11 protein-coding genes are annotated in these 11,985 nt (G+C 42.2%); 4 read left to right on the forward strand and 7 right to left on the reverse strand.

The window, feature by feature from the left end:
* Window positions 1–166 precede the first annotated feature (166 nt).
* Both QO189_RS05520 and QO189_RS05525 read left to right on the forward strand, forming a co-directional pair.
* Entirely contained in the window at window positions 167–1,810 is a 1,644-nt protein-coding gene (locus tag QO189_RS05520; RefSeq protein WP_371531876.1) for an FAD-dependent oxidoreductase, read from the forward strand.
* 84 nt (window positions 1,811–1,894) lie between these two features.
* On the forward strand, window positions 1,895–2,491 hold the full coding sequence (locus tag QO189_RS05525; RefSeq protein ID WP_371531877.1) for a GNAT family N-acetyltransferase: 597 nt from the start codon (window positions 1,895–1,897) through the stop codon (window positions 2,489–2,491).
* Between the two features lie 3 nt (window positions 2,492–2,494).
* Here the strand turns inward: QO189_RS05525 and QO189_RS05530 are convergent, their stop codons facing one another.
* The 3 genes from QO189_RS05530 to QO189_RS05540 form a co-directional block, all read right to left on the reverse strand.
* Window positions 2,495–2,716, reverse strand: coding sequence for a hypothetical protein (locus QO189_RS05530; RefSeq protein ID WP_371531878.1), 222 nt, complete (start codon window positions 2,714–2,716; stop codon window positions 2,495–2,497).
* Between the two features lie 96 nt (window positions 2,717–2,812).
* Window positions 2,813–3,265, reverse strand: a complete 453-nt coding sequence (locus QO189_RS05535) for a threonine/serine exporter family protein (protein WP_371531879.1) — start codon at window positions 3,263–3,265, stop codon at window positions 2,813–2,815.
* The gene (locus tag QO189_RS05540) at window positions 3,266–4,054 is read right to left on the reverse strand and encodes a threonine/serine exporter ThrE family protein (protein ID WP_198331872.1); all 789 of its coding nucleotides are present in this window, start codon (window positions 4,052–4,054) and stop codon (window positions 3,266–3,268) included.
* A 134-nt stretch (window positions 4,055–4,188) separates the two neighbouring features.
* On the opposite strand from QO189_RS05540, the gene QO189_RS05545 reads away from it, so the two are divergent.
* Complete coding sequence (locus QO189_RS05545) at window positions 4,189–4,470, forward strand: DUF503 domain-containing protein (protein WP_371531880.1); 282 nt, start codon at window positions 4,189–4,191, stop codon at window positions 4,468–4,470.
* 136 nt (window positions 4,471–4,606) lie between these two features.
* Here the strand turns inward: QO189_RS05545 and QO189_RS05550 are convergent, their stop codons facing one another.
* Both QO189_RS05550 and QO189_RS05555 read right to left on the reverse strand, forming a co-directional pair.
* The gene (locus QO189_RS05550; RefSeq protein ID WP_371531881.1) at window positions 4,607–5,674 is read right to left on the reverse strand and encodes a hypothetical protein; all 1,068 of its coding nucleotides are present in this window, start codon (window positions 5,672–5,674) and stop codon (window positions 4,607–4,609) included.
* 141 nt (window positions 5,675–5,815) lie between these two features.
* Complete coding sequence (locus QO189_RS05555; protein ID WP_371531882.1) at window positions 5,816–6,730, reverse strand: DUF2971 domain-containing protein; 915 nt, start codon at window positions 6,728–6,730, stop codon at window positions 5,816–5,818.
* 327 nt (window positions 6,731–7,057) lie between these two features.
* On the opposite strand from QO189_RS05555, the gene QO189_RS05560 reads away from it, so the two are divergent.
* A complete protein-coding gene (locus QO189_RS05560; protein ID WP_371531883.1) occupies window positions 7,058–7,687 on the forward strand; it encodes a LysE family translocator in 630 nt (209 codons plus the stop codon).
* A 189-nt stretch (window positions 7,688–7,876) separates the two neighbouring features.
* Here QO189_RS05560 and QO189_RS05565 read toward each other — a convergent pair whose 3' ends face one another.
* On the reverse strand, window positions 7,877–8,407 hold the full coding sequence (locus QO189_RS05565; protein ID WP_371531884.1) for a hypothetical protein: 531 nt from the start codon (window positions 8,405–8,407) through the stop codon (window positions 7,877–7,879).
* Between the two features lie 183 nt (window positions 8,408–8,590).
* On the reverse strand, window positions 8,591–11,497 hold the full coding sequence (gene uvrA / locus QO189_RS05570) for an excinuclease ABC subunit UvrA (RefSeq protein WP_371531885.1): 2,907 nt from the start codon (window positions 11,495–11,497) through the stop codon (window positions 8,591–8,593).
* Window positions 11,498–11,985 lie beyond the last annotated feature (488 nt).

The following is an 11,985-nucleotide window of genomic DNA, read 5'->3' on the forward strand; positions in this document are numbered from 1 at the left end:
TTGCAACGCAGCAAGCATACAAAAAAACATCGTGTGCCAAGTGGTCTTGCTACTATCAATCTATAGAACGCTAAAAATAATAAGGTAAGTTGAATTTGTCTGGTTTGTTGTGGTCATTTTCAACTCGCTGTCATCAGGAAATCATTATAACTGTTAAGGAAGCATTATGACCAAGGCGATGATCAACACAGTCACTATAAGCAAAGCCGACATTCCAAGCGGCGGCATGAAATCGTATAAGCAAGAAGACGATAGTATCATTTTAATCACTCGTGATGACGATGAGTTCCGTGCATTTGATGGCAAATGCCCACATGCTGGTGCAGATTTGGGCGATGGATTGCGCTGCGGCAATCGAGTGGTCTGCCCTTGGCATCACGCGAGTTTTGATAGCCGCGATGGGTCGCTACTAGAGCCGATAGCGACAGAAGGTTTGACTCAGTATGAGCTTACCAATGATGGTGACAATGTGACGGTCAACATCTCAGCCAAGCTAAACAAGCCGATAGAAAACGACAAACTGACTGATACGCATACCATTATCGTGGGCGGCGGCGGTGCAGGGTTTATGACCGCCAACCAACTACGTCATGGTGGTTATGGCGGCAAAATCACGATGATTAGTAAAGATGACAAAGCCCCTTATAACCGTCCACTATTATCCAAAGCATTTTTGGCAGGAAAGATGGATGAAGACAAGCTGCTACTAGGCGGCGCAGATTGGGCGAGTAGCAACGATATTGATCTACGTCTTAATCAAACGGTCAGCGAAGTGTTACCCAGTGAGGCGACCATTGTCATAGAAAATGAAAACGGTACTAGCGAGCGAGAGACTGCGGATTTCTTAGTCGTGGCTACTGGTGCGTCGCCGACCACTCCGCCCATCAAAGGAGCAGATATAGACGGCGTCTACACCCTGCGCAGTATGGCAGATGCCAAATTGATCAAAGCGGCCAGTCATGACCAGCGCGTGGTGATTATTGGTACAGGTTTTATCGGTATGGAGACCGCTTCGGCATTGGCGCAGGCAGGTACGACCGCTTCTATTACCGTGATTGGGCAAGGTAGCCGTGTGATGAGCAATATTGTATCGGAAACGGTGAGTAATGCCTTAATTAAGTTGCATGAAGAGAAGGGCATCGACTTTGTGTTTGACGCAACTGTCAATGAAATTACTAAGATTGACCGTCAAGCGGATAAGGATGGGGATAGCCAAGCTTTTTCACACGTAGGCGGTGTGACGTTGGCGAATGGCGAGCATATTGATGCTGATATCGTGATACTGGGTACAGGTGTGTCGCCTCGTACAGAAATATTGAATGAAGTTAACGACCCAGACGGTGTACAAGTGGATGCTCATCTACAGCTGCGAGATGGGGTCTATGCACTCGGTGATATCGCCAAAGCCAGCAATCAAATGGGTCGTATGCGTATTGAGCATTGGCGCGTAGCATTGCAGCACGGCATGGTCACAGCTGCTGCCATATTAAACGATGACAATGTTGACTCGCTAGAGGCGCGTATTCCATTCTTTTGGACCATGCAATATGGCAAAAGCCTACGCTATAGCGGTCATGCGGCAACGCCCGATCACAATATCCTATTTGGTACGCCAGATACGCTCGACTATATCGAATATTATTTTGATGACGAAGGCGAGGACACGCGTGCGAGTGCGGCAAGTACGCTCGGACGCGACAAGGAATTGGTTGCCTTTTCTGAGCTACTCCGCCGTGGTCATGCACCGACGCGCGCACAGCTCAATGCAGGGTTTGATATGATTGACCAAGCGCACGCATTATCGCGCTAGTACTATAGACGGATAAGTATTAGTATTTAAGCTGGCTTAGTGATCTAAGCCAGTTTTTTTATAAAAAAAAAGGGAGACTATAATATGAATCAAAGTAATTTGAGTAAAGATTCCGTATTTCTACGTCAAGCTAAAGCGGATGATATCGGCGCACTTGAGCAGTTACTAAACTGCTGCTACCGAGAGACGGCAGGCTGGACCAATGAAGCAGATTTGGTCGGCGGTATTCGTATCACGCCAGATGAGCTGGCAAGTACGATTGCCAATCCCACACACTATCTGTTTGTCTATCCAAAGAACACGACAGGTGAGCGTGAGGCAGAGGAAACAGGTGAGATACTCGGCTGTATCGCTGTCGATATTAAAACCGATGCCGACTCGAATAAAAAAGCCTATATCGGTATGTTTGCGGTGCATCCTACGCTGCAAGGGCAGGGCGTTGGCAATGTCATACTACAAGCAGCTGAGACCTTTGCGGATCGCCACTTACAGTCACAAAATCAGCCGAGCCGCCTGACCATGTCTATCTTGAGTCATCGGCCTGAGCTTTTGGCTTATTATCAGCGCCGTGGCTATCAGTTGAATGGTAACAAAATACCGTTTCCCAACGATGGTAATAATGGCGAGCCAAAACGTGAAGATTTAGAGTTATTAGAACTAGAGAAGAGGGTTAGCGAGTAAAGCCTATCTCGATTGACCCCAAAAATGTCCAAAGGTCATAAATAGCCCGATACTGAGTAAGATAAATGCCACAATGATCAAGCGCTTAAACCAATTAAAGGCGGGCAAGCGCGTGGCATTGTCGTCGGACATCAGATAAGCAAATAAAAACAACAAGCTTGCTGCCAATGTCATGATCCCAAGACCAATCGGTAATATAAACAAATACACCTGCCACACAGTCATCTCTCAACAGTCGTTATTACCTGCATCATAGCAGCAAGGGGATTGTGCTGTCAGTATGAACCAATCAAAATAACTTGCAGAACAACAGCCTATGATCTAAACAATAGCGCGGCGACGATAAAACAATAGCCCCGGAATGGACAAACCTAGCACCAAAGCGGAGGTCACAAAAAGCGCTTCAAACAAATACACCATCATTTGGCTAAACAGCTCATCTGAGTAGCCAAAATAGCCAATCTGAACCATGCTCACCATCGCTTTATAAGCGGCGATACCCGGCATCATACAGATGACGCTGGGTGAGATTAAGGCTTTGGGCGGTAGGGTATATTTCTTAGAAAAATACACGCCCAAAAAGCTGGCGAGCATTGCCCCAAAAAAGCTCGCGATCACCAGATGAACATGCTGATAAACAAGCGCCGTCTTTAACCCAAATCCCCAAGCCGTCATCAGCAGACACGGCAAGATATAGCGTTTGGGTACGCTAAACATTAACGTCCAGCCAAGGGTAATGATACAAGACAGTACGACGGTCTCAATAAACCACATCTAAAACCCCCAGTGCTGTATGCGCAGTAGCACCAGCGCCATCACGATGCCCACACAGGCGGACAGAGTGAGCATATAGGTAAAAACAGCACGCCCAACGCCAATATTGACATAGCCTTTTAAGATATCTGACAAAGAATTAATCAAAGGAAAGCTTGGAATCAGTAGCAACACGCTAGAGGCCACGGCAATATCGGCATTATTGCCAATATCAAAATAATAGGTCGTCGCGCCAATCAGAGAAGCGATAAAAGCCGTCACAATGACGGTGATAAAAGGGTTAAAGTGGTGCTTGGACAAATAGATACGAGTAAACATCGCTACCATACCCGCGATGAAAGTCACCGCCGTAATCGACCAGCTGCCGCCATTCAAATAAGCAAACGCCGCACATGACGCACCGACAAAGATGCTCACTAGCCATGTTGGGTAAACGGTTTTATCCAACTCATCAAACGCAAGTGTTGTGCGGTCAATCAACTCATTGCGATCGACAGTTGCTTCGGTTTTATTGACGATTTGCTGGATTTGCACTAATAAATTGACATTAATACTCTGATTGATCGTATCTCGGGTGGTGGTGATACAGCGTTCATCACAGATGGTGGTTAGGGTAATGGCGTTAAAATTTAGCGAGCATTCAACGCTGTTCATTCCCAAGGCAAGCCCCAAGCGTTTGGATAAGTCCACCACCACGGCAGACTCAGCGCCATACTGCATAAGGAGTAAGCCGCAGCGTACGCATAGTCGAGTGATACGCTGCTGCTTGACGTAGCTGATAGAAGTCATGGGTGAGATACGCAAGTTGGTTGGCGGTTGATACGCTATTATAAAGGGTCTGCATGCTGACGCGCAGACAATATCAGCCATTATTGAATATTATATTGGCTGCTATTATAAGCTTTTTCGGCAAGGAGGATAAAATGCACATCGCTATTTTGACATTGACGTTTTCATTGCCCGGCTGCGGCTCGCTAAAAGAAAAGCGCCAACGAATGGGCGGCTTACATGCACGCTTTGGCAATACGCCAAGCGTCGCGGTCTGTGAAAGCGGCGGCCGCGCGCGCCATGATGCCAGCGAATGGACGTTTGTGATCGTCGGATTGTCCAAACGTGAGGTCGAGTCGCAGTGTAGTCAAATTGAAGAGAAGCTAGAACGTACAGTAGATGCACGGGTGATGAATGTTGAGAGGGAGTTTATTTAGTTAGAAGCTTTTATAAAAAACTCATCTCACAATCATAAGGGTCCTCAATAATCATCTCTATAACATTTGCTAAATCGCATCTTAAGGCAACCATTGTATGATAGTTAAAATTTCAAATTAGATGATAATTGCGATATTAACACTCTAAAACTAAGTCTCTTAGTGTTTCAGTAAAGTTAAGAGTGTTAAGCTCATCCAGCATACGACTATTTTTAACAATTTCTGGTTTTATTACGTCCCATGTCTTAATAATTGTTTGTAAGTACAGTTTCCCACCCGGTCTGTTAATAGTACCTACAAATATAAAATTCCTCATTTTTTCAGTAGTTATTTGTTTTTTTCTAAACCAAAAAAAACAAGCGGACGTGGCACTTCTATCACAAATGTGTACTAAATCCTTACGGTTGAGTTTAGTATCAATTATATTTGCTTTTTCATATAAGTCTAAAGACTCCCATATCTGAGGAAGTATTTGTTCCAATCTTACTATAGAAGGTGGATGAGAACCTTCTATATCGGAACTCAAGCTTAATTCAGTTGGATTATGAAGCTTGTATATCGCGCAAGATATAGAGCTGACAAATAACCCTATAGACTTAGTCAGTTCATCACCTTCAAAATGTCTAATAAGCTCTCTTAAACAACTTTGAATAGCTTCAAAATCTGCAGCAAGTTCGAGGACATGATGTATAGCTGCCTCTTTATCTTTTAAAGGTTCTGATTTATTGACATTAAATTCTTCATACATACTATGATGTTTCGTATCAATGAATTTATTGAGAATATACACATGTTCTTGGTTTAGATGAGCTAACTCATGAAAATATACCCAAGTTAAAGCTCCGATATACATATTTTTTCTGTAATCCTCAGGCTCTAAATGACAAGGTAGTATTGATGTGTCTCCTGAATGATCTTTGAAAAGAATGTCGAATGTTTTTTGGTCAGATTTATTTTCAATGTAACTGCAATACTCATCAATATCATTATACAACTGAATTACTAATCCATAAGTTAGTTCTATAATGTGTACTGGTGGTTCCGTAATTCTAGATTTTGGTATTGCTCGAGCATTAAAGCTATCATCCCTTTTCCATATTACATTTAAATTCGCAGTTGGTTGTGAATATAGGCTTTCGTTTAAGTCGTTCGTGATCGAACTTATAAAGCTTACTGCAAACTCAATTATTTCTGGATTATCCATATGAACCTTACCTAGTATTTGGTATATACATCATGATATCGTAAAAAAATAGTCGTAGTTTTTATTGATTATATATATTATGGGAATAATAAAGATCGTTATTGTAAAATTCACATAAAATACGATAAGTATCACCTAATTTTATCTCAAAGGGTCATTGGCTAGCTTAGAGTGATATACCGGAACATTGACATTATATTTTTCAACAATATTACTTACTATGTCAAAAAACCAACTCGGTGCTGATGGAGAAACGTAAATTTCATTTATTAGTTTATTTAGGTCACACTTTGCATTAAAGCTCACTTTTGGTTCGACATTTTTAATATCTTCCTCGGAACGCCCTATACTTGCTCGACCAAGAGAAATACTCCTCTCGCCATTAGAGTTAAATTCAATTATTTGTGTTGGTATGTATGTATGGGTTACTTCTGTGTCCCAAAAGACCAATCTGTATTCTCGTTCATATTCATAACTTGCTCGTTTATGCAGTATGGAATTAAAACCATTGTTAACATCGATGGTAAAAGAAGGGCAGTCATAATTGGCATACTTGACAATCCCACCGTAAATATCACTATTAATAGCTGAAAAAGCATTAATAAAATTAGATTCAGATGAAATAATAGCGATACCCTCATCTTTTCTAGAATATATATCCCACATTGCCAAAGACTCGTATTCATTTAAATGCCAGCAATTAATGAAATACGATTTTCTATGAGCATAAGCCTGTCTAATTCTTAACTCTTGAATTTCTTTGTGGTTTTCTAGACAAGCCTGTAAGTTGCCAGTTTCATGATAAATAACGTTCATTTTTAATTTATTAAGAATAGGTAATGGAACATCATCAACTGATTTCCATTTTCTATGCACAAAATTAGCAGATGGTAAAACTCCTTCAAATTTATCTTCTTGAGCCATTCGTTCTAGGTTGCCCATAAAGAGAGAGTTTTGTTGAATAAGCGAGAGAAACTTTGGCAAACTCATATATCGCCAAAGCTTTGATTCCTCACTAGGAGGAGGAGTAAAAGATGAGTGATGTTTAAAAGCCACTTTGAATCCTTGTAAATAAATACTATAAAGGAACGCAGACTATATCTAATGAACCATGCTAAATAGTCTAACTTTAATTGTTAATACTATAAGTATATTCATTATATTACTAATATTATGGCAAATTACATTGCATATAAATGAAATTTAAAACCTCATCCGATAAAAAAGGCCACTCCCAAAGAGTAGCCTTTTATCACTCGTTCAATAATTTCTATTAGCTTGTGTCTTTGAGCTTGAAAGTATTCTAAACCAATCATACTGACATAGATATTTGTTTATTAAATCAATTATACTTAAGGATTAATAGAGACATAAAGGACTGTCATGACCATCACTACCATCCAGCTATTTACTTTCATCATTGCTGTATTCATATTTATCATGACGCCGGGTCCTGGTGTGTTTGCTACGATTGCCAAAGCCATGACGCAAGGCTCTTGGGCGGCGCTGCCCTTAATCATTGGACTTGCCGCAGGCGACACTATTTATATGGTTTTCTCAGCTTATGGACTGAGCGCATTGGCAAGCAATTTTAATACCTTGTTTACTATAATTAAGTTTGTAGGTGCAGGTTATTTATTTTACTTGGCGTATAAGATGTGGACGACGGTGCCAAGTGAAATTATCACTGGAGATATAGCGTTAAAGAATAAGAATGAGGGATTAAAAAGTGTAACGTCAGGCTTTTTGGTATCTATTAGCAATCCAAAAGTTATTTTATTCTACATTAGCTTGTTACCCAGTTTTTTTCCAGTCACTAGCCTGACAGGGGCAGATATTACGATTCTATGTCTGGTGATTTTTAGCTGCGCCATTATTGCCATGATGATGTATGCCTTTATGGCGAGTTATGCGCAACAACGCCTAAAAAGTCCTAAAGCGCGTCAGAAATTTAACCGAGTAGGGTCTTCATTTATGGGATTGGCTGGCACATGGTTGATCGCGAAGGGTTAGATTTATAATACAAGGGTGGATAAATAGCTCATTGGATAGGTGTTTATCCAAGTAAATCAAAGTTGCCAAAAATCGTGAGCAGATTTTAAAGACAACTGCAGTTTTGAAAGTTAAGTAGAGTGATGCGTAGATTGGTATTGGGATATGAGGCTGAATAAGATGATTTTATCAAATGTTGGGTTTTCTGTGTCAATGCAATCTACGAGCTTGAATAATACTATTTTTAATTTCAAGAGCTCGTGTTCTTCCTTTGCTAGTAAAAGATATTAGATTAGGATCAAGGAAGTTAATATCAATAAGGCCTTTATTTGATAAGTCTGATACAATTTCTTGAAGCTCAAGCTTAGAAGAATTCATATTACTATAGTCTAAACTACCTAAATTTAAAAAGTCTTCTCTGCTATCTTCTATCATTACAGCAAAGTTGTATAGAAAAGATTGTTCATGATCTGATAGGTTTAAAGCTCTTACTTCTTGAGTTTTATTGCTAATACTTTTAGAGAAAAATTTCCAAATATATGGAATTATCAGAAATGATAACAGTGTTCCAGAGAATAAAAGACCTCCAATCAGTGGAAGTTTCCATTCATCTGGAATCTGAGGGATTATGCTAGGTATAAATGAATGTCCTAATAATATAGATATGCACACTACAAAAACTGCTGTAACAAATGCATGTGAAGTTTGTAACTGTTTTATTATTTCTGTTAGCCAGTCCATAGATACTCTTTTAAATTTTTTGCTAAAATTTAGCTTTAGTTTACTCTAAAAAATTTACTTTATAAAAAAATTAGCACCGAGAAAAGTAAAAAGTAGGATTAAACTATCACAAATAAATTCTAGGCAACAAAAAAAGGCCACTCCCGAAAGAGTAGCCTTTTAGCAATCATTCACTAATTTGTCTTAGCTTACGTCTTTTAACCCTTGCTCAAGCATGGGCTTTAAGAACTCACCCGTATATGAGCCTTTCACTTCCGCCACTTCCTCAGGTGTGCCTTCAGCGATGATCAGTCCGCCACCTTTACCGCCTTCAGGGCCTAGATCAATTACCCAATCGGCAGTTTTTATCACGTCCAAGTTATGCTCGATAACCACGATGGTATTGCCCTTATCGCGTAGGGTATGCAGGATATGGAGCAGCTTATAGATATCATGGAAGTGCAAGCCCGTGGTTGGCTCATCCAAGATATAGAGCGTCTGTCCCGTATCACGCTTGGCAAGCTCACGCGCCAGTTTGACACGCTGCGCTTCACCGCCAGATAGCGTCGGTGCAGACTGACCGAGGCGAATATAACCAAGACCGACATCCATCAGCGCTTGCAGACGGCGATAGATCGCAGGTATCGCTGAGAAGAACTCAACCGCATCTTCAACAGTCATCTCTAACACTTCGGCGATACTTTTGCCTTTATAGTGAATCTCTAAGGTTTCGCGGTTGTAGCGTTTGCCTTCACAGGTATCGCATGGCACATACATATCAGGCAAGAAATGCATTTCAACTTTGATAAGACCATCACCTTGGCACATCTCACAGCGTCCGCCTTTGACATTGAAACTAAAGCGACCCGGCTTATAACCACGAGCGCGCGCTTCTTGCGTTTGGGCAAACATTTCACGCACAGGGGTAAATACGCCCGTATATGTCGCTGGGTTTGAGCGCGGCGTGCGACCGATGGGGCTTTGATCGATATCGACCATTTTATCCAAATGCTCAAGACCGCTGATGCTTTCATGCTTGTCTGCGATAAGCGTTGAGGCATTATTTAACTGCGTCGCGGCCAATGGCATGAGCGTACGGTTGATCAAGGTTGATTTGCCCGAACCGGATACGCCAGTCACACAGGTCATGACGCCAACAGGGATGGTCAAATCCACATCATGCAAGTTATTGCCTGACGCGCCTTTTAGCTCAATGGTCATCGGTACTTTTTTGGCTTTGGCTTTACCCTTGACTTCCACATCCATGGTTTTGGCTTTATGACGCACGGTTGGAATTTCGATGCGCTTTTTGCCAGACATATATTGTCCAGTGAGCGATTCTTTGTTTGCCATGATGTCATCGACCGTACCTTGAGCGATCACATGACCACCGTGTACGCCTGCGCCGATACCGATATCGATCACGTGATCCGCTTGGCGAATGGCGTCTTCATCATGCTCAACGACCAGCACGGTATTACCCAAATCACGCAAGCGCGTCAGCGTCTTTAGCAGACGATCATTGTCACGCTGATGCAAACCAATTGATGGCTCATCAAGTACATACATGACGCCCATGAGGCCAGCACCGATTTGGCTCGCAAGCCTGATACGCTGTGCTTCACCACCCGATAATGTTTCGGCAGAGCGCGCTAGGGTCAGATAATCCAGTCCAACGCTGACGAGGAAGTTTAAGCGCTCGTTAATCTCTTTAAAGATTTTTTCCGCAACTTCACCTTTATGACCGCCAATTTTTAGCGTTTTATAATAGTCCGCAGAATCGCCAATAGAGAGCTTAACGATGTCAGCGATGGTTTGGTCATCAACACGGACGTTGCGAGATATTTCATTGAGACGCGCGCCATCACAGACGTTACACGTAGTGTCAGCCAGATATTTGGCTAGCTCATCGCGGACAAGGTTACTTTGCGTTTTAGCATAACGGCGTTCTAAGTAAGGCAGCACGCCTTCAAACGGTACGGTCTTATTCGTCTTACGACCGCGCTCATCAGTAAAGTTAAAGGTGAGTTTTTCTTTACCAGATCCGTGCATGATGAGGTCTTGCTGCGCTTTTGACAGGTCTTGCCACGGCATGTCCATATCGATTTTGAAATGCTTACAGACAGTGCTAAGCAAACCAAAATAGTAGGCATGACGTTTGTCCCAACCATTGATTGCGCCTTGATTAAGCGATTTTTCATGGTGAGTAATCAGTTTTTCAGCGGCGAAGTATTGGCGTTTACCAAGACCGTCACAGCTTGGGCACGCCCCATATGGGTTGTTAAAACTGAACATACGCGGCTCAAGTTCAGGTACGGCGCGATCACAGACAGGGCATGAGTGCTTGGCCGACATGACTTGATTGTCGTCACCGCCTTCTTTTGGGTTGCCATCCATAAAGTGTAGCGTGACCAGCCCTTGACCCAAACGTAACGCTGTCTCTAGACTCTCAGCGACACGGTTGCCCAAGTCATCACGGACTTTAAAGCGATCAACTACCACTTCGATGGTATGTTTTTTCTTTTTATCGAGTGTTGGTAGTTCGTCCGTATCGTACACGTCGCCATCGACACGTACACGGACAAAGCCTTGTCCAATCAGCTGCTCAAGTAACACGGTATGCTCACCTTTACGCTCACGAATCACCGGTGCCAAAATCATGAGTTTGGTATCTTCTGGCAAGGCCATGACTTGATCGACCATCTCGGTGACCGACTGTGCGACCATCGGCTCGCCGTGCTCAGGGCAGTACGGCGTACCGATACGCGCATAGAGCAGACGCAGGTAGTCATAAATCTCGGTAATCGTCCCAACGGTTGAGCGCGGGTTATGGTTGGTCGATTTTTGCTCGATGGCAATCGCAGGGGAGAGACCTTCGATGCTATCAACTTCCGGTTTTTCCATTTGCGAGAGGAACTGACGCGCATATGCCGACAAGCTCTCGACATAACGACGTTGCCCTTCGGCATAGAGGGTATCGAATGCCAGTGACGACTTACCAGAGCCAGACAAGCCTGTGATTACCACGAATTTATCTCGTGGAATGTCTAAATCAATGTTTTTTAAATTATGAGTACGTGCGCCGCGTATTGCGATATGGTCATGTGCCATCGTTTATGGGTTTCCTATTTGCTAAAAGAGTATTGGGAAATATCTCAAATGAAAAGGTAAATACAGATCAGTAAAATTATTGGTTAAAAACGCGAATGATTTCTAAATTTATAATGTTGTTATAAATAGCTCGGCTATAAAAATATGGTTATAAATAGTGCTTTTATACAGTGTTCACACATCCATAGAGTAAGGACTATAAATGCCAATTTACTGTTTTCTTATTTTGCAGTCTTTGATGCGATTGATTTCTGTTCGACTAAGCAAATCTAAATTAAATCCCTGTTAAGTAACAGGCATCGTTTGTTATGGTTTTGACCAAAAATGTCATTTTGTAGAGGAGTTTGTCGTTTGAACTGTCGTTCGAGCTAATGAGTAATAATGTTTACAACGCCTTACTTTATTGTTATGGCGACCGCATTATTCAAGGTTTGATTGCGCATCTGACGCAGTTGGTAACAAAATAATTGCGTAATATGAATGGCTTG

It is taken from the genome of Psychrobacter sp. Arc29, from assembly GCF_041431175.1.
Classification (GTDB): Bacteria; Pseudomonadota; Gammaproteobacteria; order Pseudomonadales; family Moraxellaceae; genus Psychrobacter.

Excerpts from the sequence above, each read along its gene's own strand:
- QO189_RS05520 (WP_371531876.1), top strand. The coding sequence starts at position 167 with ATGACCAAGGCGATGATCAACACAGTCACTATAAGCAAAGCCGACATT.
- QO189_RS05525 (WP_371531877.1), top strand. The coding sequence starts at position 1,895 with ATGAATCAAAGTAATTTGAGTAAAGATTCCGTATTTCTACGTCAAGCT.
- QO189_RS05530 (WP_371531878.1), bottom strand. The coding sequence starts at position 2,716 with ATGACTGTGTGGCAGGTGTATTTGTTTATATTACCGATTGGTCTTGGG.
- QO189_RS05535 (WP_371531879.1), bottom strand. The coding sequence starts at position 3,265 with ATGTGGTTTATTGAGACCGTCGTACTGTCTTGTATCATTACCCTTGGC.
- QO189_RS05540 (WP_198331872.1), bottom strand. The coding sequence starts at position 4,054 with ATGACTTCTATCAGCTACGTCAAGCAGCAGCGTATCACTCGACTATGC.
- QO189_RS05545 (WP_371531880.1), top strand. The coding sequence starts at position 4,189 with ATGCACATCGCTATTTTGACATTGACGTTTTCATTGCCCGGCTGCGGC.
- QO189_RS05550 (WP_371531881.1), bottom strand. The coding sequence starts at position 5,674 with ATGGATAATCCAGAAATAATTGAGTTTGCAGTAAGCTTTATAAGTTCG.
- QO189_RS05560 (WP_371531883.1), top strand. The coding sequence starts at position 7,058 with ATGACCATCACTACCATCCAGCTATTTACTTTCATCATTGCTGTATTC.
- QO189_RS05565 (WP_371531884.1), bottom strand. The coding sequence starts at position 8,407 with ATGGACTGGCTAACAGAAATAATAAAACAGTTACAAACTTCACATGCA.
- uvrA (WP_371531885.1), bottom strand. The coding sequence starts at position 11,497 with ATGGCACATGACCATATCGCAATACGCGGCGCACGTACTCATAATTTA.